The organism is Amycolatopsis sp. NPDC049253 (genome assembly GCF_040678995.1).
GTDB lineage: Bacteria > Actinomycetota > Actinomycetes > Mycobacteriales > Pseudonocardiaceae > Amycolatopsis.
The window spans coordinates 52,906-72,946 of sequence record NZ_JBFAQX010000001.1 but is presented as its reverse complement, the minus strand read 5'-3'; the positions used below and the strand labels follow the sequence as shown (position 1 = coordinate 72,946).

19 protein-coding genes are annotated in these 20,041 nt (G+C 70.3%); 5 read left to right on the top strand and 14 right to left on the bottom strand.

Annotated elements, in window-relative coordinates:
* Positions 1–3: 3 nt before the first annotated feature.
* Genes AB0K15_RS00385 through AB0K15_RS00355 form a run of 7 tightly spaced genes read right to left on the bottom strand, consistent with a single transcriptional unit; the run spans position 4 to position 6,947 of the window.
* A complete protein-coding gene (locus tag AB0K15_RS00385; protein ID WP_364043553.1) occupies positions 4–762 on the bottom strand; it encodes an SDR family NAD(P)-dependent oxidoreductase in 759 nt (252 codons plus the stop codon).
* Positions 759–2,183: an aldehyde dehydrogenase family protein gene (locus tag AB0K15_RS00380; RefSeq protein ID WP_364043550.1), complete on the bottom strand. Its 1,425-nt coding sequence runs from the start codon at positions 2,181–2,183 to the stop codon at positions 759–761. Before AB0K15_RS00380 ends, AB0K15_RS00385 begins: the two co-directional genes overlap by 4 nt.
* A complete protein-coding gene (locus AB0K15_RS00375) occupies positions 2,176–2,958 on the bottom strand; it encodes an ATP-binding cassette domain-containing protein (RefSeq protein WP_364043547.1) in 783 nt (260 codons plus the stop codon). Before AB0K15_RS00375 ends, AB0K15_RS00380 begins: the two co-directional genes overlap by 8 nt.
* Entirely contained in the window at positions 2,955–3,689 is a 735-nt protein-coding gene (locus AB0K15_RS00370) for an ABC transporter ATP-binding protein (protein ID WP_364043544.1), read from the bottom strand. Before AB0K15_RS00370 ends, AB0K15_RS00375 begins: the two co-directional genes overlap by 4 nt.
* Entirely contained in the window at positions 3,686–4,516 is an 831-nt protein-coding gene (locus AB0K15_RS00365) for an ABC transporter permease (protein WP_364043541.1), read from the bottom strand. The genes AB0K15_RS00370 and AB0K15_RS00365 overlap by 4 nt, the downstream gene beginning before the upstream one ends.
* On the bottom strand, positions 4,516–5,460 hold the full coding sequence (locus AB0K15_RS00360) for an ABC transporter permease (protein WP_364043538.1): 945 nt from the start codon (positions 5,458–5,460) through the stop codon (positions 4,516–4,518). The genes AB0K15_RS00365 and AB0K15_RS00360 overlap by 1 nt, the downstream gene beginning before the upstream one ends.
* Positions 5,457–6,947, bottom strand: a complete 1,491-nt coding sequence (locus AB0K15_RS00355) for an ABC transporter substrate-binding protein (RefSeq protein WP_364043535.1) — start codon at positions 6,945–6,947, stop codon at positions 5,457–5,459. The genes AB0K15_RS00360 and AB0K15_RS00355 overlap by 4 nt, the downstream gene beginning before the upstream one ends.
* A gap of 98 nt (positions 6,948–7,045) precedes the next feature.
* Here AB0K15_RS00355 and AB0K15_RS00350 point away from each other — a divergent pair, with 98 nt between their 5' ends.
* The gene (locus AB0K15_RS00350) at positions 7,046–7,786 is read left to right on the top strand and encodes a FadR/GntR family transcriptional regulator (RefSeq protein WP_364043532.1); all 741 of its coding nucleotides are present in this window, start codon (positions 7,046–7,048) and stop codon (positions 7,784–7,786) included.
* 79 nt (positions 7,787–7,865) lie between these two features.
* Here the strand turns inward: AB0K15_RS00350 and AB0K15_RS00345 are convergent, their stop codons facing one another.
* The 4 genes from AB0K15_RS00345 to AB0K15_RS00330 form a co-directional block, all read right to left on the bottom strand.
* Positions 7,866–8,564: a class F sortase gene (locus AB0K15_RS00345; RefSeq protein WP_364043529.1), complete on the bottom strand. Its 699-nt coding sequence runs from the start codon at positions 8,562–8,564 to the stop codon at positions 7,866–7,868.
* Positions 8,564–9,301, bottom strand: a complete 738-nt coding sequence (locus AB0K15_RS00340; protein ID WP_364043526.1) for a hypothetical protein — start codon at positions 9,299–9,301, stop codon at positions 8,564–8,566. Before AB0K15_RS00340 ends, AB0K15_RS00345 begins: the two co-directional genes overlap by 1 nt.
* Before the next feature lie 248 nt (positions 9,302–9,549).
* Positions 9,550–10,581 (bottom strand): PLP-dependent transferase, encoded by a 1,032-nt coding sequence (locus AB0K15_RS00335; RefSeq protein WP_364043523.1) that lies wholly within the window; start codon positions 10,579–10,581, stop codon positions 9,550–9,552.
* Between the two features lie 187 nt (positions 10,582–10,768).
* Positions 10,769–13,990 (bottom strand): penicillin acylase family protein, encoded by a 3,222-nt coding sequence (locus AB0K15_RS00330; RefSeq protein ID WP_364043520.1) that lies wholly within the window; start codon positions 13,988–13,990, stop codon positions 10,769–10,771.
* 149 nt (positions 13,991–14,139) lie between these two features.
* Here AB0K15_RS00330 and AB0K15_RS00325 point away from each other — a divergent pair, with 149 nt between their 5' ends.
* From AB0K15_RS00325 to AB0K15_RS00310, 4 genes are all read left to right on the top strand, one after another.
* Positions 14,140–14,514, top strand: coding sequence for an FKBP-type peptidyl-prolyl cis-trans isomerase (locus tag AB0K15_RS00325; protein WP_364043517.1), 375 nt, complete (start codon positions 14,140–14,142; stop codon positions 14,512–14,514).
* 133 nt (positions 14,515–14,647) lie between these two features.
* The gene (locus AB0K15_RS00320) at positions 14,648–15,403 is read left to right on the top strand and encodes a trypsin-like serine protease (protein ID WP_364043514.1); all 756 of its coding nucleotides are present in this window, start codon (positions 14,648–14,650) and stop codon (positions 15,401–15,403) included.
* Between the two features lie 147 nt (positions 15,404–15,550).
* Positions 15,551–16,297, top strand: a complete 747-nt coding sequence (locus tag AB0K15_RS00315) for a trypsin-like serine protease (protein ID WP_364043511.1) — start codon at positions 15,551–15,553, stop codon at positions 16,295–16,297.
* Positions 16,298–16,334: 37 nt separating this feature from the next.
* Positions 16,335–16,670: a hypothetical protein gene (locus tag AB0K15_RS00310; protein WP_364043508.1), complete on the top strand. Its 336-nt coding sequence runs from the start codon at positions 16,335–16,337 to the stop codon at positions 16,668–16,670.
* Between the two features lie 132 nt (positions 16,671–16,802).
* Here AB0K15_RS00310 and AB0K15_RS00305 read toward each other — a convergent pair whose 3' ends face one another.
* From AB0K15_RS00305 to AB0K15_RS00295, 3 genes are read right to left on the bottom strand one after another with little or no spacing between them, the layout of a single operon-like run.
* Positions 16,803–16,970, bottom strand: a complete 168-nt coding sequence (locus tag AB0K15_RS00305) for a hypothetical protein (RefSeq protein WP_364043505.1) — start codon at positions 16,968–16,970, stop codon at positions 16,803–16,805.
* A 38-nt stretch (positions 16,971–17,008) separates the two neighbouring features.
* Positions 17,009–17,812: a thiopeptide-type bacteriocin biosynthesis protein gene (locus AB0K15_RS00300; RefSeq protein WP_364043502.1), complete on the bottom strand. Its 804-nt coding sequence runs from the start codon at positions 17,810–17,812 to the stop codon at positions 17,009–17,011.
* Positions 17,805–20,039 carry a hypothetical protein gene (locus AB0K15_RS00295; protein ID WP_364043499.1) on the bottom strand — a complete coding sequence of 745 codons (2,235 nt, stop codon included), beginning with the start codon at positions 20,037–20,039 and terminating at the stop codon, positions 17,805–17,807. Before AB0K15_RS00295 ends, AB0K15_RS00300 begins: the two co-directional genes overlap by 8 nt.
* Positions 20,040–20,041: the final 2 nt, after the last annotated feature.

Genomic DNA, 20,041 nt, shown 5'->3' with positions numbered 1-20,041 from the left:
GATTCACGAAGCGGGTGGTTCGAAACGCCCGTCGACGGCGGTCCAGCCCCCGTCGACGGCGAGCACGGAGCCCGTGACGAACGTCGAAGCGTCCGAAGCGAGGTACACCACGGCGCCGGCCAGCTCGTCGGCGCGCGCCCAGCGGCCGAGGGCACCCTTCGTGGCGTAGGCGTCGTACCAGCCGGGATTCTGCTTGATCTGCGCGGTGAGCGGGGTTTCGACGACACCCGGCGCGATGGCGTTCACGCGGACGCCCGAGGGCCCGAACTCCGCGGCGGCGGTGCGGAAGAGCTGCACGAGGCCGGCTTTTGTCGCGGAGTAAGGGCCTTGGCCCGGCTCGACGGTCGTGCCGCGGATCGAGGAGAACCCGATGATGCTGCCCCGCCCGCGAGCGACCATCGGCCCGCCGAACGCGCGCACCACCTCGAACGCGACGCCGAGGTTCAGCTCGACGACGCGGTCGAACTCCTCGCGGGTGTAGTCGAGGAGACGTTTGCGGACGTTGACGCCGGCGGTGAGGACGACGGTGTCGAGCTCACCCAGGTCCGCGGCCGCCTTTTCGACGGCGCCCGGTCGGAGGAGGTCGATCTCGTAGGCCTCGGCCACGCCCGTCTCGCGCGCGGCGGCGACATCACGGTCCGCGCAGATCACGTGGGCGCCATGCGCCGCCAGCGCGCGGGCGGCTTCGCGGCCGATGCCGCTGCCACCACCCAGGACGACGGCGCGGCGGCCGTCGAGGCGGAAGAGGTTTTCGTAGTTCACGGGCGCAGCACCGCCATCCTCGTCACGGTCAGTTCTTCCACGGCGAAGCGGGGGCCCTCGCGGCCGATGCCGGAGTCCTTGACGCCGCCGTAGGGCATGGTGTCGGAGCGGAAGCCGGGGACCTCGTTCACGACTACGCCGCCGACGTCGAGCTCGTCAAGAGCACGGAAGGCGGTGCTGAGGGAGCGGCTGTAGACGCTGGCGTGGAGGCCGTAGCGGGAGGCGTTGACGGCTTCGAAGGCCGAGTCCACATCGGACACCGTGCGGAGGCAGACGACGGGGCCGAAGATCTCCTCGTCCCAGCATTCGACGCCGTCGGGGACGTCGGCCAATACCGTCGGTTCCAGGGCGCCGTCGACGAGCGAGCCGCCGGACAGCACCCGCGCGCCGGCGGCGGTCGCTTTGTCGACCCACTCGACGACGCGGTCGGTGGAACGGGAGTCGATCAGCTGGGACACGCGGGTGGTCTCCGAGCGCGGGTCGCCGACGACGACTTCGGCGAGGCGGGCCAACACGAGAGCCGTGAACTCCGCGGCCACCGAAGAAACGACCAGAACCCGCTGCACCGAGATGCACGCCTGGCCGGACGCGTAGAACCCGCCACGCAACACCGCGTCCGCGGCGGCTTCGAGGTCGGCGTCTTCGGCGACAACCAGAGCCGCGTTCGAGCCCAGCTCCAGCAAGGTCTTGGTCGGCGCGGCGTCGCGGGCGATCCGGTGGCCCACGGCGGCCGAGCCCGTGAACGACACCGCGCCGACGCGGCGGTCGGTGACCAGCGCGGACCCGACCGAGGCATCACCCGTGACCAGCTGCACCATGGCCGGGACTGGCGCCAGCGAGCGGACGAGGTGGACCAGCCACAGCGTAGCCAACGGCGTCTGCGGAGCGGGCTTCACGACCACCGGACAGCCGGCCGCGATGGCCGGCGCGATCTTGTGCGACGCGAGCAGCACCGGGTAGTTGAACCCGGCGATCCCTACGACAACGCCGATCGGCTTGCGTTTCCAGAAGCCGACGAGGCCGTCGCCCGAAGGGAGCAGGTCCAGGGGCACGGTTTCACCGTGCAGGCGCGAGACCTCTTCGGCCGCGGCTTCCCAGGTGACGATCGTGCGCGCGACCTCGACCCGGCAGTCGACCAGCGGTTTTCCGGTTTCGAGAACCAGGAGCTGTTCGAACTCCTCGCGATGCGTCCGCAACTCAGCGGCCACGTCGTTCAGCAGCTGCCGCCGCGTCCGCGAAGGAAGAGCGGCGACCTCGCGCGCGACGGCCACCGCCTCGTCGACCGCGCGGGTCGCCAGGGCGGGAGTGCCGACCGGAGCAGAGCCGATCACACTGCCGTCATAGGGGAAGACCACCTCCGAAGTGTCCGAAGTAGACACCCAGCCGGAGCCGATCGGCAGTCCCTCGGGGTAGTCAGGCATCCTGCGCGCTCCCTCCACTCAGCCGGGCCAGCTCGGCGCGCAGGTTGGGCGCGGCCGCCAGCAGTTCCCGGGTGTACTCGTGCTGCGGCGTTTCGTAGACCTCCTCGACGGCGCCGATCTCCACGATCTCCCCGCGCCGCATCACGGCGACGCGGTCGCACACGTGCCGCACCACGCCGAGGTCGTGGGAGACGAAAACGAGCGTCAGCGAGAACTCCGCCACCAGGCGCGCCAGCAGGTCGAGGATCTGGGCGCGCACGGAGACGTCGAGGGCGCTCACCGGTTCGTCGGCCAGCAGCACGCTCGGGTTCGGCGCCAGCGCGCGAGCGATGGAGATGCGCTGCCGCTGGCCACCGGAGAACTGGTGCGGGTAGCGCGAAGCGGCTTCGGCGGGCAGGCCGACGGCTTCCAGCAACGAGGCCACCCGCTCCGGCGAACGCCGGCCCAACGGTTCGGAAATGATGTCCCGCACGCGCATCCGCGGGTCGAGTGACCCCATGGGGTCCTGGAAGACGATCTGCATCGACGACCGCAGGAACCCCAGCTTCCGCTCCGGCAGGTTGTCGATCCGCCGCCCGTCGAAGGAAACCGTGCCCGACGTCGGCCGGTCCAGCGCGGCGAGCAACCGGACCAGAGTCGATTTGCCCGACCCGGACTCACCGACGATGCCGAACCGCTGACCGGCCTCGACGTCGAAGCTCACGCCCCGCAACGCCTGAACGTCGCGGCGCTTGTACACGCGCGTCACATCGCGCACTTCGACCAACGCGCTCATCGGGAAGCCTCCAGATCCGAAGCCGCCAACAGAGCCTTCGTGTACTCATGCTGCGGCGCGGTCAGCACGTCACGCGTCGACCCGCGCTCCACGATTTCGCCGTCCAGCATCACGAGCACCCGCTCGCACACCGACGCCACCACCGCCAGGTCGTGCGTGATGAACAGCAACGCGGCGTTCTCCGACAAAGAATCCTTGATCAACGACAGGATCTGCGCCTGCACCGTCACGTCCAGCGCCGTCGTCGGCTCGTCGCAGATCAGCAGCGACGGCTCGTTGGCCAGCGCCATCGCCAGCACCACCCGCTGCCGCTGGCCGCCCGAAAGCTGGTGCGGATACGCCCGGGCCGTGCCCGGCAATCCGACCGCCGCCAGCAGTTCCTCGGCGGAACGCCCCCGCCGGCCGTGCACCCGGAACGGCTCCGTCACCTGCCGGCCCACGCGCATCGCCGGGTTCAGCGCCGTCATCGGCTCCTGGAACACCATCGACAACCCGTTGCCGCGCAGCCGAGACAGCTCACGTTCGGAGGCGCCCAGCAGCTCGCGGTCGTCCAGCCGCACCGAACCCGTCGCCCGCAGCTCGTCCGGCAGCAGCCCCATGATCGACAACGCCGTGAGCGACTTCCCCGACCCCGACTCACCGATCAGCCCGACGCGTTCGCCCGCGCCGAGGGAGAACGAAACGTCGCGCACCAGGTCACCGACCCGCAGGCCGTCCACCGTGAGAGTCATGCCCGGGCCGCCAATCGCGGGTCGAGCCGGTCGCGCAGCCCGTCGCCCAGCAGGTTGAACCCGAGCACCGCCACCGCGATCGCGACGCCCGGCACCAGCGCGAGCCGCGGGTGGCTGGTCAGCAGTTCCTGCGACTCCTGCAGCATCCGGCCCCACGACGGCGTCGGCGGCCGCGTGCCGAAGCCGAGGAACGACAGCGCCGCCTCGGCCAGCACGGCGATCGCGAACGACACCGAGGACTGCACGATCAGCAGGCCCGAGATGTTCGGCAGCACGTGGCGCACGGCGATGTTCCCGCGCGAGCGCCCGGCCGCGCGCGCCGCCAGCACGAACTCGCTGCTGCCCACCTGCAACGTCCCCGATCGCGCGATCCGCGCGAACGACGGGATGGTCGCGATGCCGATGGCGATCATCGCGGTCAGCGTGTCGGCGCCGAACACCGCGCCGAACATGATCGCCAGCAGCAGCGCGGGGAACGCGAGCACCAGGTCGTTCACCCGCATCACGAACTCGCCCAGCCACCGCGGCGCCAGCCCCGCGAGCACGCCCAGCGGCGTGCCGATCACCGCGGCGATGCCGACGGCCACCACACCGACGTACAACGTCGTGCGCGCGCCGACCATGATCTGGCTGAACACGTCGCGGCCGAACTTGTCGGTGCCGAACAGGTGCTCGGCCGAAAAGCCCAGCAGCTTGTCGGCCGCGTTGACCTGCACCGGGTCGTACGGCGTCCACACGAAGGACACCAGCGCGGCCAGCACGACGAGCGCCACCAGCACCACGCCGAGCACGAGGCTGCGGTTTCGCACCGGGGTGAGCGTGGTCATCACGAACCCCGCAATCTCGGGTCGAGCACCGTGTAGAGCACGTCCACGACGAAGTTCACCAGTAGCACTCCCGCCACGAGCACCAGCACGATTGCCTGCACCGTCAGCAGATCCCGCGACGACACGGCGTCGAGCAACATGCTGCCCAGGCCCGGCAGCACGAACACCCGCTCCACCACCACCGCGCCGATCAGCAGCGTCGCGAGCTGCAAGCCCAGGACCGTCACCACGGGCACCGACGCGTTGCGCAACCCGTGGCGCCGCAACGCCTGCGCGGGCAACAGGCCCTTCGACCGCGCCGTGCGCAAATAGTCTTGTCCGAGCGTGTCGAGCACGGCCGAGCGGACGTAGCGCGTGAGCACCGCGCCCTGCACCAGCCCCAGCGACAACGCCGGCAGGATCAGCCCGCGCACGAACTGGCCCGCGTCCTGGTCCGGCGGTGTCCACCCGCCGCTGGGCAGCCACCGCAGCTGCACGGCGAAGATCTGCACCAGGATGATCCCGGCGAGGAACGCGGGGATCGCCACGCCGATCTGCGACAGCCCGGAAACCGTGACCCCGCTGGGCTTGCGATGCCGCACGGCCGCGAACATCCCCACCGGCACCGCGATCACCAGCGCCACGACCATGCCCGCGCCGACCAGCCACAACGTCACGCCGAGTCGGTCCAGCAGCTGCGGGCCGATCGCTTCACGCGTGACGTACGAGCGGCCGAAGTCGCCGTGCAGGACACCGCCGATCCAGCTGAAGTACTGCGTGACGAGCGAGCGGTCGATGCCGAACTCCGCGCGCGTCTTCGCCAGCAGCTCCGGCGTCGCGTTGACGCCGAGCGCGACCTGCGCGGGATCGCCCGGCAGCACGGCCATGAACAGGAACACCACGATCGACGCGACGAACAGGCTGACCACGAGGATCGCCACGCGCCGGAGCACTCTCACGGTCATGCCGGCCTCAATCCCGTGAGGTCGAACGACTCGCTGACCTGGTTCTTCGCGAACCCGGTGACCTTGTTCTTCGCCACGATCACGTTGGGGTACAGGAACAACCAGTCGGCCGCCGCGTCGGTGTTGAGCTGGCGCGCCACCTGTTTCATGTCCGCGACCTGCTGCTGCGGCGTGCCGCTGTCGGCCTCGGCCAGCAGCTGCTGCACCCGCGGGCTGTCGTAACCCCAGTAGTACGTGGGCTTCCCGAACGTCGTGATGTCGCGGGCCTCCACGTGCTGGATGATCGACAGGTCGTAGTCGTGGTCGGTGAACACCTGCTTGAGCCACACGGCCGGGAAGTCGAGCGGCTCGATCGTGGTCCGCACACCGACGTCGGCCAGCTGCGACTGCACCACCTGCGCGGCCGACACGGCGTAGGGCAGGTTCGGGATCCGCAGCCGCAGGTTGAGGTTCTTCACGCCCGCTTCCGCGAGCAGCTGCTTCGCCTTCGCCGGGTCGTACGGGTAGACGCCGGAAAGGTCTTCGTACCACGGGTCCGTGGGCGGGACCATGCTGCCGATCAGGGTGCCGCGGCCGTTGAACACCAGGTCCAGCACGGCTTTCCGGTCGATCGCGTACGTCAGGGCCTGGCGCACGCGCGGGTCGTTGAGCGGCGCTTTCCGATTGTTGAACGCGAGCGTGACCTCACTGTTCGTGGTGCCCTGCAGCACGGTGAAGCGGTCGTCGCCCTGGAACTGCGGGATCGAGTCGGCCGAGGTGAGCGAGGAGATCACGTCGATGCCGTTGCTGAGCAGGGCGTTGTTGAGCGCGGTCGGGTCGGCGATGTACTTGAGCACCACCGTGGAGTACGCCGGTTTGCGGCCCCAGTACGCCGGGTTCTCCTTGAGCACGATGGAATCTCCGCGCCGGCGCGACGCGACCTCGTACGGCCCGGTGCCCACGGGTTTGTTCGCCAGGTCGGCCACGCCGGTCGGGCTGAACATGGCGCCGAGGCGGCTGGTGAGGCTGAACAGCCAGCCGTTGCTGGGTTTCGACAGCACCACGCGCGCGTGATCGGGCGAGACCACGTCCACGTGGTCGACCACGTCCATGGCCGACTTGATCGAGATCGTCCAGTCGGTCTTCACGCGCAGCAGGGAGAATTTCACGTCCGCGGCGGTGAACGGCGCGCCGTTGCTGAACTTCACGCCCGGCTGCAGCTGGAAGTCGTAGGTCTTGCGGTCGGGGCTCACGGTCCACGACTTGGCGAGCAGCGGCACGATCCGGCCCTGCGCGTCGAGCTTCACCAGGCCCTCGTAGACGTTGTACAGCAAGGCCTGTGGGATGGCGGCGCCGTCGGCGTGGGTGAAGTCGAAGTTGGCGGGCTCGGCCGTGAAGCCCACCGACAGTGTGCCGGGACCGCTCGACACACTCGCGCTGGAGCCGGCCGAGCAAGCGGACGCCGCGAGCAGCACCGCCAGCGCCGCGAGGTGGAGCCGGGCTCTCATTCAGCCTCCTGTGACGGGCCCTCGGCCGCTACACTGAGCAAGTACACTGGTCAGACCAGTAGCCTGAGGTTCGCACCACACGACGCTGAGGTCAAGGGATGAAGTTCGAGCCGGTGGCCCCGGTCCGCGCCTACGAGCGGATCGTGGAGCAGATCGAGGAGGCCGTGGTCAGCGGCCGCCTCAAACCCGGCGAGCGCCTGCCCGGCGAACGCGAGCTCATGACGCAGTTCGGCGTCGGCCGCTCGACCGTACGGGAAGCGTTGCGCGTGTTGCAGGCCGCCGAGCTGATCCGGTCGCGGCCCGGAGATCCGCGCGGCCCCGAAGTGCTGGCCGCGTCACCGGCGGCGTTGCACCGCTCGATGCACCGGCTCGCCCGCGCCGACCACGTGGGGCTGGCGGAGCTGCTGCAGTTCCGGATGGTGCTCGACGGTTCGGCCCACCTGCTGGCCGCGCAGCTGCGCACGGACGACGATCTGTCCGCTTTGGACACCGCGCTCGTGGCCATGCGCGCCGGTGCGAAAGAGGGGTTCGAGCAGTTCAGCCACGCCGACGTCGCGTTCCACGAGACGATCGCCCGCGCGTCCCGAAATCCGCTGCTGGTGGTGAGCGCCGAGGTCGTGCGCGGGGTGGTGCTGGAGCTGATCGAGGACAAACTCTCGCATGCCCGCGACCGATCGGCGTTGATGCAGTCGTGGCTGGGCCACCACGCCGAGGTGCTGGAAGCCGTGCGCGCGGCCGACGGCGAACTGGCGGCGCGGCTGGCGCGGCGCGCGTTGTACGACAACTACGCCGAATACGTGCCGGAAGAGCAGCGGGCGCTGCTCACCCCGCTGCTCTGAACTCGTTGAGGCCGCCCTGCAAAACGACCGCAGCCCGGCCGCCTACGGCGCCGGGCTGCGTGATCGTGTCGGGGAGCGCTCAGGAGACGAGGTTCGCGTACACGATGATGTTGTCCTTGTAGCTGTGCTCGGCGTGGTCGAACACGCCGCCGCACGTGATGAGCCGCAGCTGGGGCTTGTCGGTGTTGCCGAAGACCGCCTGCGTGGGGAACGTGTCCTTCGGGACCTCGTCCTTGTGGTCCACCACGAACTTCAGCTTCTTGCCGTCGCTGCGCTCGATGTCGACCTCGTCGCCGGGGTTGACGTCCTTGAGCTTGTAGAAGATCCCCGGCTGGTGGTTGCCGTCGACGTGCCCCAGCACGATCGCCGGCCCGACCTCACCCGGCACGGGCGAGAGGCGGTACCACGCGGCCTGCATCGGCGTCTTCACCGACGGCACCGAGATCTGCCCCTCTCTGTTGGGCAGCACGGTGATCAGCGAAGACTTCGCGCCGATCTTCGGGATCTCCACCGACGTCGGCCGCAGGCCGGTGAACGGTTTGGTCACCGGCACCGGCTTGCTCGCCGGGGCCGGCTTCGCGGCGGTCGCCGGGGCGTCCGACCCGCAGCCGCTCAGCGTCAGGGAAAGGAGCAGGGCGCCCGCGATCGCGACGCCCTGGCCGTACTTACCAATCCGGCCAAAAGCAGGCCGGCCCCCGCGCGGCACGTAACCGTTACCGCGAAGCCATTCGGCCGTGGCTGTGGTCGGATTGGTAACGATCGGCGCAGTACTCGCCATCAAGCGGCCATGCCGCCGAAGCCGGTCTCGACGCCACCCTTGGGCGCGTACTTGACCTGCGAGGTGCCGTCACCGTTGGTCGTGCCCGCGGAACCCGCGCCCGCGCCACCCGCCGGCGGCACCGGCTGGTTGCCGGTCTCGTCGCCACCGCAGGTCCAGGTCGCGGTCACGTTGCCGGCGTCGAAGGACACGCCGTCGTGGCGCTCCACGAGCCAGCCCCAGAAGCGGCCGTCGGTCTCGTCCTGGTGCGGGCCCTCGATCAGGTCGAAGTCGCTCGAGGACACGTTGGTCGGCTCGCCCGCGGCGCACGCGATCACGAACAGGCCCTCGTTGCCGTCGAAGTCGATGCCGTAGGCACTGTCGTCCACGTACGGCGGCTCCTCCGGCGTGGAGGTCTCTTCGGAGCCCGACGTGGTCGGGGTCGAGGAGTCGCTCGGCTCACCGGTGTTGCCCGGGTTGCCCGGGTTGCCCGGCTGGCTGGTGTCGGTCGGCTGACCGCTGGTCGCCGGCGGGTTGTCCGAAGAGGACGGTGCCTCCGACGACGGGGCGTCCGAGCTCGGCGCGTCCGAAGTGGGCGTGTCGGTGACCGGGGTGTCCGAAGTGGGCGGAGTCGAGACCTCGGACGTGGTCGGGGTGGTGCTGGTCTCGTCGTCCGCGAGGGCGGTCGGCGTGACGGCGAGGCTGATCAGGGCGCCCGCGAGCACGGCGCCCGCGAGTCTGCCCAGGGTCTTCTTCACGTGTTGTTCTCCCCTGGAAGAAAGCGCGGTGACCCCCACCGCGTCCGCTGATCCTGCCGGACGAATGGGGTGAACACGAAACGATTTCGGCGGTGATTAAAAGCACCGTAAACAGAGGTAACGAACACGCGGGCACTGGCGATGAACTGGCTCGACATCGCGCTGTACACACGAAAGCCGGCGGAACCGTGGCTTTACTGTAACAGTTTCCGGCCCGCCGGCGAAGCTCCGTGAATTGCTGACCGGATTCAGCCCAGTGCGGTGACGAGGTCGCGCCAGAGGTCTTCCGGGTCCTCCAGCCCGACGCTGAAGCGCAGCAACCCGGCGGGCACGCGCTCCTCGCCCGGCAGCCACGCACGCCGCTCCACCAGGCTTTCCACGCCGCCGAGGCTCGTCGCCGCGCGGATCAGCCGGACGGCGGAACACACCTTGTCGGCGGCTTCGGCCGTGGCCAGCTCGAACGACACCATCATCCCGAAACCGGGGTAGCGCACCTTCGTCACCGCCGGGTGGTCCGCCAGCCGGGAAGCCAGCAGTGCCGCCGTTTTCGTCTGCTCCGCAAGGCGGACGGGCATGGTCCGCAGGCCGCGCAACGCGAGCCACGCTTCGAGCGCGCCGGGCGTCGAGCCGATGCGCGTACGCGCGCCGCGCAGCTCGGCCGCGATGGTCTCGTCGGCCGCGACGGTGATGCCCAGCAACAGGTCGCTGTGGCCGCCGATGAGCTTCGTCGCGCTGTGCACCACGATGTCCGCGCCCAGCTTCAGCGGCTGCTGGTGCAGCGGCGTCGCGAAGGTGTTGTCCACGACCACGCGACCCCGCGAGCCGTGCGCGATGGTCTCGATGTCCATCACTTCGAGCGTCGGGTTCGTCGGCGACTCGAGCCACAGCAGGTCGGCGTCGCAGTCGAGCCACGCCTGCGTGTCGGTGGGTTCGAGCTCGGTGACGGTGATGCGGCCCATCTTCTCCGCGTGGTGCATCGCACCGCGCGTCACCGCGTAGCTGAACGTCGGGACCGCCACGGACGAGCCGACCGGCAACGTGTCGAGCACGGCCGACAGGGTCGCGACGCCGGAGCCGAAGCTGGTGGCGTGGCCGCCTTCCAGCGCACCGACGGCTTCTTCGAGCGCGTGCCAGGTCTCCGTGCCGTCGGAACGCGCGTAGACGGAGTCACCGCCGGCTTCGAACGTGCTCGTGGCCACGATCGGGGTGTTCAGGGGCTCGCCGGGGCCGTGCGGCCGCCCGGCCGCGATCGCGATCGTGCGCGGTGTCCAATCGTCCATACCCGACACCGTACTGTGCCTTTGTCGCCAATCCGGCCACAGTCACGGCGCTATGACCTGCGTCGCAGGCTTCCGGTTCGTGCCGGGGGGTGCGCCTGCGTGGGGCCGGATTGGCAATGGCGCTCACGCGACCTCGCGGCCGTGGTGCGGCGGTCGGCTCACCCGCGCCGGCGAGCCGACCGCGTGCTCAGTGGGCGTACACCTCGAACTCGTACAGCGAGTAGCCGTAACCGGTCCCCCGCTGCACACCCTGCATCCGGACGAACCGGGCGTCCGACGGCGCGAACGACACGTTGTCCGCACCGCCGTTGCCGTCGGTCACCACGGCCGCGTCACGCCAGCTTTCGCCGTCCGCGGAGAGCTGGATCTTGTAGCCCTTCGCGTACGCGGCTTCCCACGACAGCACCACGCGCGCGACCTGCTGCACCGAACCGAGGTCGACGGTGATCGACTGGTTGTCACTCCAGTCGCTGGCCCACCGCGTCTTCGCGTTGGCGTCCACAGCGTTCGACGCGGGCGAGTTGTAGAAGCCCGTCTCGGCGCTCGTGGCGCTCACCGGCTTGCCCGCGGCGAGGTTGCTGACGTTGTCGCCACGGTGGGCCGGGTACTCCACGACCTGCTGGAACGTCGGCCGGTTCTGCGTGCTGATCTTGTCGTGCGTGATGCCGCCGAGCGGCCGCTGGATCACGGTGTCGGCGCACCACTGGTCGCCGGCCGAGCAGTCGGTGTCACCCGGGTACACGGTGGTGGCGGGCTGCGCCGCGGCCGCCGTGAGCGAGTCGACCAGCGCGGTGCGGCACGCGGTGAGGTCACCGCCGCCGCAGAACGTGGACCCCAGCGGACCGGCGACCGGCTGGCCCAGCACCGTGCGGATGTCCTTGCTGACGTAGCCCCACCACCCGTGCTGGTACGACGACCCCTGGTGCGGCTGGCCGACGTGCTTGCCCGGCAGCTCGTTCTGGAAGCCGGACGGGCTCTCGTTGATCTGCAGCACGTTGGTCATCGCGGTGAACGCGTCGTCGCCCATGGCCGGCTTGAACTCCGCGGTGACGAGCAGCGGCCACCACGCGTCCATGATCCGGATCGCGTCGGCGTCGTTGTAGGTCTTGCTGCCCGGTGAAGACTCCACGCGCTGGTGCCCGTGCGACAGCCACGTCTTCAGCTTGGCCTCGGCGTCGGCCGCCGCGCCCGTGAGCGGGGTCTTGTCGAGCACCTGCAGCAGCAACGGCAGGACCTCTTCGGCCCGCAGGTCGGCCAGTGCGGCGTCTTCCATGGCCTGCGCGAGGTTCACGCGCGTCACCTTGGTGCCGCTGCTGATGAGCGCCTTCACGCGCGTGTCGAGCAGGTCGGCGCGGTGCACGGCCGACTTGTCGGCCCCACCCGAGGCGTACCCCTTGGCCTGCGCGTTGTTCCAGCTGACGTAGTAGTCCTGGTTGACCGACTGCGGGTGCTGCGAGGCCGGCGTGTAGTTCGCCTTGTTGCCGTCGGGGTTCCAGCCCTGCCAGTCGTACCCCTTGTCGCCCCACACCGGCATCATCGGGTCCACAGTGGAATTGCGGACGGGGTTGGCGCCGGAGTTGAAGTAGGCGACGTCCTTCGAGTCGGCGTAGAACCAGTTGAAGGTGAAGTTCACGTCGCTCGCGGCCCGCTGGAAGTCGGCCGCGGAGTGGATGAAGTCGGGGTCGTTGAACTCCTGGAAGCCGATGAGCGAATCGACTTCGTGGAAGTACGAGGACCGCAGCGACGCGTACGCCACCGGCTTGCCGCCGATCGTCGCGCGGCTGACGACGGGGCCGTACTTCGTGCGGTAGCTGCGCAGCGTGTACGAACCGGCGGCGGTGCCGTCGGCCACCGTCGGCGACCAGGAGTTCTTGCGCTCCACGGTGTCCATCGGCAGGCACTGGCCCTGGTAGACGTAGTAGTTCGAGTCCTTCGTGGCCGGCTTGCCGCTCGGGTCGCACAGCGGCAGGGCGAACGTGTCGATGATGTCCTGCGCCGACGTCGTGGCGCTCCACGAGTAGTCCTGGCCGCGGCCGAGCAGCACGTACATCGAGATGCCGGCGAACGACGCACCGCGCGCGCTGATGCCCGGGCCCTGAAGCTCCTGCAGCAGGAGCAGCTGCGGCGCGAAGTACCCGGTCTGCGGGCCGAACACGGCGACCGGGTGGCCGCTGGCGGTCTTGCTGCCTGAAACGACGAGCGCGTTGGACATGCCGTGCTTGTCGCTCAGCATGTCGCCGGGCAGCACGCCGTTGTCGAACATGCCTTTCGCGGCCTGCTGGTCCGCCGGCGCCTTGACGTCGACCTTCGCCGGCGTGTTCGTGGCCGCCGAGCCGGTCTGGTCGTACACGAGCTGCTGCGGGGAGACGGAACCCTTGTCCGGCATGGCAAGACCCTGCGGGTTGGCCGGGGTCATGCCGTAGTCGAAGGTCTGGCCGTCGTGCAGTGTCTTCACGGCTTCGGGGTCATCGGCCGAGCGCAGGCTCTGCCACACCTGCTCGCCCTTCGCCACGCCGTACTTCTCCTGCAGCGCGAGCTTCGCGATCGCGTTCTGCACCTCACCACCGCCACCGGCGCCGAACTGCGCGCCGACCACGGACGCGAGCACCACGAGGTCGGTGAGCTTGAACGGCTCGATGGTGCCCGCGTTGGTGATCGCGTCGACGTGCCCGGTGAGCACGTACTCGCCCGGGAAGTAGCGGCCGTTGTGGGAGTCGGTGATGTATTTGTTGATGCCGTCGAGGTACGACTGCGCATCGGCCAGACCCTGCTTGCCGCGCGGGCCGCTGGCGGCCGTCGCCTCGATCTGCTGCTGCAGCTCGTCCTCGGTGTAGGGCGCGGCGGCGAAGAACGACTGCTCCAGCTCGCGGTTCGCGGGCGCGCCACCGGCGTACGACGTCAGCTGGCCGCGGCCGACGCGGCGCATGATGTCCATGAGCCACAGGCGGTCCTGCGCGGCCGCGTAGCCGGCGCCGAACTCGGTGCCGGAGCGCGTGGTGCCCTGGATGTGCGGGACGCCGGTGGCCTTGTCGCGCGTGATCGTGACGTCGGAGCGGGGCTGCAGCGTGCTCGCGACCTGGTCGGCGGGGACACCGAAGGAGGAGTCGTTGAAGAACTTGCCGATGGTGTCGGTGGTCAGCGTCTTGTATCCGCCGGCGAGGTCGGCGTACTTGCCGAGCTGGTCGTCGGCGTGGGCGGGCTGCGTGCCGAACGCCTTGTTGCCGAGGATCTCCGCCAGCGTCGCGCTGCCGTTCTCCCCCGGCGGGAGGATGTCGTTGCACTGGCCGGCGCAGTAGTCGTTGCCGGGCAAGGCCGCCGAAGCGGGTGGCGCGCCGCCGACCGCTGTCACGAGTCCCGCCGCGACAACGGCCAGGGCCGAAACAGCCAGGGTGCGGATGCGTCGTCGCATGCCGGAGCTCCCGTCCACGAGGTTCCCCCAGGGGTGACCCAGCGCACGCTACCGACGGGTAGATGAAGTGTGAAGACTATTCGCGTTTAACCCCTCTTTGGGCCTAGTCCGTTCGGCGCAGCTCCGCGCCGCTGGGTACGGTGAGCGCCATGACCTTGGAAAAGCCCGAAATCGACCGCCCGGACGGACCCCCTCCCGCCGAACTGGAGATCACCGACCTCACCGTCGGTGACGGCGCCGAGGCCCAGCCGGGCAACGCAGTGACGGTCCACTACGTCGGCGTCTCGCACTCCACCGGTGCGCAGTTCGACGCGTCCTGGGATCGCGGCGAGCCCCTGCGCTTCGCGCTCGGCGCCGGCCAGGTCATCCCCGGCTGGGACCAGGGAGTGGCCGGCATGAAGATCGGTGGCCGCCGACAGCTCGTGATTCCGCCGCACCTCGCGTACGGCGAGCGTGGCGCGGGCGGCGTGATCAAGCCGAACGAGACGCTGATCTTCGTCGTCGACCTCGTCGGCGTGAACTGATCGACTTCCGGGCAACCGGGCCGGCCCTGTGGGCAGCCCGGTTGCCCGAACACTTTCGAGTGAACCCCGGTGCTGGCTAGGCTGCGGGTTGATCACCGGCTGGGGCCGGTGCCGGTAACCAGGGGGACCTGACATGCGCGTTCGCGCGATTCTTTCCGCGGCCCTGCTCACGCTCGGAGCCGCGCTCGCCACCGCCGTGCCCGCGTCGGCCGTCGCCAACGGGTCCGACGTGCCGCAGGGCCGGTTCGAGTTCGCCGCGAAGCTCACGATGACGAACATCCCGCGGCCCGACGGCACGCACTACGACAGCGGCTGTTCCGGCGCCCTCGTCGCGCCGCAGTGGATCCTCACCGCCGGGCACTGCTTCCACGACGTGAACCGCAACCCGATCTCCGGCCCCGTGCCGTACCCGACTTCGGTGCTGCTCGGCACGACCGTGCAGCGCGGCAAGCTCGGCGTGACGCGCCAGGTCACCGACGTGGTCCAGGCCGGTACCAACGACATCGCCCTCGCGAAGCTCGACAGGCCGGTCCGCGGGATCACGCCGCTGAAGGTGAGCCGCTCCGAGCCCACGGTCGGGCAGCAGCTGACACTCGCCGGCTGGGGCGCGCTGAGCTCGGTGGACGCGGCACCGTCGATGAAGCTGCAGCAGGGCACCGTGGCGGTCGGCGAGGTCGCGGCCACCACCCTGGGCGTGCACGGCGTCGCGCCGGCCGCCGACACCAGCGCCTGCCTCTACGACTCGGGCGCGCCGTACTTCGTGGCTTCCGGCCGCGGCGGCCGGATCGTGGCCGTCGAGTCGGAAGGCCCCGATTGCCCCCACGACCAGCTGGAGACGACCTCGCGCGTCGACGTGATCGCCGACTGGGTGCTGTCGCAGACCCACTGACGCCCAGATACCAGAAGACGGGCTCCGCGCACAGGTCGCGGGGCCCGTTTTCTTTCGCCCGACAAGGGAATTCCTGACCCGGAAGTAGCTGGATAGCGTTGAGGGCCGATCATCGGCGCCCCGCCGGTGGCCCGACGAAGGGAAAGAATGCGCGTCCGCGCCGCACTCACCGCAGCAGCCCTCCTGCCCCTCCTCACCGCCGGCCCGGCCCTGGCCGTCGCCGACGGGTCCGACGTGGCCCCGGGCCAGTACGGCTTCACGGCCAAGCTGACCATGGCGAGCATCCCGCGCCCGGACGGGAGCACGTACACGAGCTTCTGCTCGGGCTCCCTCGTCGCGCCCACGTGGATCATCACGACCGGCCACTGCTTCCACGACGCGCAGCGCAACCGCGTGTCCGGCCCGGTGCCGTACCCGACCACCGTCACGCTCGGCCTGGTCGACGAAGCGAAGGAGGCGGGCGTCACCCGCAAAGCCACGCAGGTGCTGCAGTCCGCGGAGAACGACGTCGCGCTCGTGCAACTCGACAGCGCGGTCCCGAACATCACGCCCCTGACCGTGAACCGCCTGATCCCGGCCGCCGGACAGCGCCTGACCCTCGCGGGCTGGGGCAGCCACACGGCGAAGAACCCCGTGCCGTCGTCGAAGCTGCAACAGGGCACCGTGCAGATCGCCTCGGTGGGCAGCACTACCGTCGGCGTCCGCGGCGTCGCGCCTTCGCCCACCACCAGCGCGTGCGTCTACGACTCGGGCGCGCCCTACTTCGTGCCCTCCGGCAGCGGCGGTCAGCTCATCTCCGTGGAGACGACCGGCCCGGACTGCCCCCACGCGACCGTCGAGACGACGTCGCGCGTGGACGTGATCGCGGATTGGATCGCGGCCAGGACGAAGTGAGTACGGTGAAGCCGACATCGATCCGAGGGAGGGGCAGATGCCAGAGCCGATTCTCACCGCCGTGGCCACCGCGTTGGCCACGAAGGCGGCCACCGGCTTGTACGACCTGGTGAAGCGCAAGTTCTCCGGGGACAAGAAGGCGGTCGCCACCCTCGAAGCGGCCACCCCCGAGAAGCCGGAGACGGTTCAAGCGCTCGCCGAACGGCTCGACGCCGCGAGCCTTTCGGATTCCTCGTTCGCGGCCGCCTTGCGCGCCGAGTTCGAGGTGCACCAAGACGCCCGCGGCGGCGGCGTGACGAACCACGTGGGCACCGTGGCCGAAGGGGCCAAGGTCGTCCAGACGCGAGACGTACACGGCAACATCAGCTTCTGATTCGCACGGAGAGCGATCACCGGGATCGCTCTCCGTGCGCCATTCGTCGATTCCCGCGGCACCGAGGAGTTTCCGGCGGGGTGCGGAATTCCCCTTCTCCCCCACAATCACGATGCCGGAATAATCGCGACTTTACTTGTCCTTTTTCTTCGGCAACTGGTCGGCGGCTTTCTTGCCTGCCGGGCCGAGCTTGCCGAGGACGGTGCGCACGCCGCTGACCACGGCGTCGCCGACAGGGTTCGGGTGGTCGTCGTCCGGGTCGCCGATGCCGCCGGCAACGCCGCTGGAGCCTGAGTCCATGGTATTTCTCCCCAACTGTTGTTTATCGGATTACCCGATCAATTACCGATGCTACGCAATCGCTGCACCCACAACAACCGCGCGATTTGGGCCTCCTCTCCGGGAACTGCGCCGAGCCGGTTGTTCATGAGGTGGACGTGCTGGAATGCCGCCCGATACGGCGAAACCCGCCGTGCCGATTCGCGGTACTCCGTCCAAAAGCGCTCGGCGTAGCGGCGCAGGGGCTTGCCGACGCGGTCGGTGGCCAGTTCGCGCGTCACGTTCTCGAACAGCCGGCCCGCCTGGCGAACCGCGGCCGGGTCGTCCGGGCGGGCGGTGGCCGCGGCCGGGCGCCAGGCGACGGTGCGGGCGCCGCGGCCCGACCAGTACCAGGCGTACTGGTGCAGGAAGCTCACCTGCTGGTCGGCGGGCAGGCCCTCGACGATCGCGGCGGTGTGGGCCGCGGCCTGCGTGATGCGATGGGCGGAAGCGCGGCCGGGCAACAGCTCCAGCGCGGTGTCGCTGCCCAGGTGGGCCACGCGCTCGGCGAACTCCACGCCGTCGGGGCCGCGGAACTTCGCCAGCTCGGGCTCGTACCAGCGCTTCACGACCTCGCTGCCGCGTTCGGCGAAGCGGCGGTCCAAGTCGGCTTCGACCACGGCGCCGGCATCCGGCTGCGCCTGAACCCGAACGCGCAGCTGGAGGCCCGACATGTCCATGTACTGCAGGAAAAACCAACGGCGCAACGGATGTTGAGTGACCACCGGCCGCACCACCTCGGTCAGCAGCCGCGTCACGGACGGCAGGTCCGGGACGTACACGCGCCAGTAACGCCAGTCGGGGCGCAGCAAGGTCTCAAGCATGGGTCACCACCGTCAGGAACTCGGTCACGCGCCCGACGCCCGCGCCGGCCGCGGGCAGCGCCTCCGTGAGTTCGAGCTCCTCCGCGCCGGCCAGGCCTTTCAACGCCGTCCACGCCGCAAGCGGGTGGGCGAAGCTGAGCCACTGTGGTTTCCCCTGCGGCACCCCGCTCGCGGCCAGACCGCGGACGAACACCTGCTCGGGCAAACCGTGCTCGGCCAGGAACATCCGGCCGGCGCGGAGGAAGTCCACATCGGGTCCGCCGGCGACGGCGGGCAGCGCCGACGCCGGCAGCGTCCAGCGGGCGCGGCGCAGGACCAGCCGTCCGTCGGTCACGCGCTCACGGAACCCCGCACCCGGCACCGGAGTCCACGGGCCCAGCGACAGCCACGGATCCGACAGCAGCTGCAACACGCGCGCCACCCCGCGCAGCAGGTGCGCGGGCACGGCGCCGAGGTAGCTCAACGCGGCCGGCCGCCCGGCCGGGTCGAGCACCTCCAACGTCCCCGTGGCCAGGTCGTGGCGCACGCGGAACCCGTCGATCGACACGCCACCCGGCCCGGCCCACGGCCGTTCGGCACCCCACGCCAGCCACGGCGCCGAACGCACGGCCGGCCGCTGCGTGTCCGTCCAGTCGGCGTGCGCGGTCACCTGGTACACCGCGCACCCCGGGAAACGCTTCTCGTGCAACGAAGTCACCGCCGCCTCGACCCGCGCGGCCAGGCCAGGCACGCCGGCCCAGCGCGAGACGGCGCCGAGGTAACCCGGGTGCACCTGGTTGACCACCAGCGCATCACCCGCGACCTGCCAGAACACCGAGTGCGCCGGACGGCCGATACTCGGGCCGACGATGTCGCGTACGTCGGGTTCGGGCACGGCGCAGCGCGAAAGCCACACCATCGGGTCCAGGTCCCGCACCGCGCGGAACGCGAACTCGGCCAGGTCGGCGACGCCGCCAAGCTCGAAGTGGTGCAGGAAAAACCGGACGAGGTCATAGTACCCGGCGCGCGGCCGCGCGGTGGCGCCCAGCAGGCCGTCGAGCCGGTCGAGCTCCCCCGCCACCCAGGCCGGCGGAGCGGTCTCCGGCTCCGGGCCGTGCGCGACGGTTTCGTGCACCAGCCCCAGCCCGTCGAGCCAGCCGGCGCGCGCCGGATCGCGTTCCACCAGCACGGTTCGTAGCCGGCCGCGCAACGCGAGCACGGCGTCAGCCCGGCGACGCCCGTCCGCGCTACCGGCCACGACCTTCTCGGCCTCGGCCAGCGAAGGACGGCCCCACGAGGTGAAGTGCCGAGGTTCGTCGAGCCGCCACGGCGGGCTCACCAGCAGCAACCCCTGGTCCACGAGCCGGCGCACGTCGTCGACGGCGCAGCCCAGCTCCGCGGCCAGCTCACGCAGCCGCCGCGGTCGCGGGTCGAGCGGCACCGGCCCGGCCAGCGCGGTGACCTCGTCCTCGCGGAAGTACACGCCGTGGCGCATCAGGTGCACGGGCAGCGCGGCCAGCCACTCCGCGCCGACCAGGCGAGTGTCCACATTGGGCACCACCAGCGGGTCGTCTTCCAGCGCCGTGTACGCGAGCCGCGCCGCGACGCGCGAGGAGCTCACCAGCCGGCACCCCGCGCCCGGGTCGACCGCGCCACCGAAGTCCCCGACGCCGACGGTCGTCAACGCGCCGAACGGACTCGGCTTCAACGTGGTCCGCACCAGGTACGACACCGCGCTGCGGCTCAGCCGGCCACCGGGTTTGCCGAGCTCGGCGCGGTCGGTGAACGCCGTGACGAACTCCGGGCTCGCCAGCGCCAGCCCGGCCAGCACGTGCCGGGTGCGCAGGGCCGAAGCCACGGCGTGCTGCGCCGAAGCCAGCTCCGCGCCGAGCGCCCGCGTCGCCTTCTCCAGCAGCTCCCGCTCGCGCACCAGCAGCTGGTGCCACTCACCGAGCCGGTCCGCGTCGTCCGCGGCCAGCACCTCCCGCGCGAGCCTGACGCCGGCTTCGTCGAAGCGGTCGTTGAACACGCTCCGACGAAGCCGGATCAGCCCGCGCCGCTGCTCGCGCGACAGCTCGTCGCGGCCGATCACGGCGTGCAACGCATCGCAAACCGGTTCCGCCAGCGCGGTTTTGCGCGCGGCGGCGGACTCGGCCTCCTCCAGCAGGGCGACGGTCTCCGGGGCACGCAGACCGTCGAGCACGCCGGCGGGCAGGCCGCAGATCCGGGAGACGAGCAGCTCGGACACGA

Coding starts and splice junctions, on each gene's coding strand:
- AB0K15_RS00380 (WP_364043550.1), bottom strand. CDS start 2,183: ATGCCTGACTACCCCGAGGGACTGCCGATCGGCTCCGGCTGGGTGTCT.
- AB0K15_RS00375 (WP_364043547.1), bottom strand. CDS start 2,958: ATGAGCGCGTTGGTCGAAGTGCGCGATGTGACGCGCGTGTACAAGCGC.
- AB0K15_RS00370 (WP_364043544.1), bottom strand. CDS start 3,689: ATGACTCTCACGGTGGACGGCCTGCGGGTCGGTGACCTGGTGCGCGAC.
- AB0K15_RS00365 (WP_364043541.1), bottom strand. CDS start 4,516: ATGACCACGCTCACCCCGGTGCGAAACCGCAGCCTCGTGCTCGGCGTG.
- AB0K15_RS00360 (WP_364043538.1), bottom strand. CDS start 5,460: ATGACCGTGAGAGTGCTCCGGCGCGTGGCGATCCTCGTGGTCAGCCTG.
- AB0K15_RS00355 (WP_364043535.1), bottom strand. CDS start 6,947: ATGAGAGCCCGGCTCCACCTCGCGGCGCTGGCGGTGCTGCTCGCGGCG.
- AB0K15_RS00350 (WP_364043532.1), top strand. CDS start 7,046: ATGAAGTTCGAGCCGGTGGCCCCGGTCCGCGCCTACGAGCGGATCGTG.
- AB0K15_RS00345 (WP_364043529.1), bottom strand. CDS start 8,564: ATGGCGAGTACTGCGCCGATCGTTACCAATCCGACCACAGCCACGGCC.
- AB0K15_RS00335 (WP_364043523.1), bottom strand. CDS start 10,581: ATGGACGATTGGACACCGCGCACGATCGCGATCGCGGCCGGGCGGCCG.
- AB0K15_RS00330 (WP_364043520.1), bottom strand. CDS start 13,990: ATGCGACGACGCATCCGCACCCTGGCTGTTTCGGCCCTGGCCGTTGTC.
- AB0K15_RS00325 (WP_364043517.1), top strand. CDS start 14,140: ATGACCTTGGAAAAGCCCGAAATCGACCGCCCGGACGGACCCCCTCCC.
- AB0K15_RS00320 (WP_364043514.1), top strand. CDS start 14,648: ATGCGCGTTCGCGCGATTCTTTCCGCGGCCCTGCTCACGCTCGGAGCC.
- AB0K15_RS00315 (WP_364043511.1), top strand. CDS start 15,551: ATGCGCGTCCGCGCCGCACTCACCGCAGCAGCCCTCCTGCCCCTCCTC.
- AB0K15_RS00310 (WP_364043508.1), top strand. CDS start 16,335: ATGCCAGAGCCGATTCTCACCGCCGTGGCCACCGCGTTGGCCACGAAG.
- AB0K15_RS00305 (WP_364043505.1), bottom strand. CDS start 16,970: ATGGACTCAGGCTCCAGCGGCGTTGCCGGCGGCATCGGCGACCCGGAC.
- AB0K15_RS00300 (WP_364043502.1), bottom strand. CDS start 17,812: ATGCTTGAGACCTTGCTGCGCCCCGACTGGCGTTACTGGCGCGTGTAC.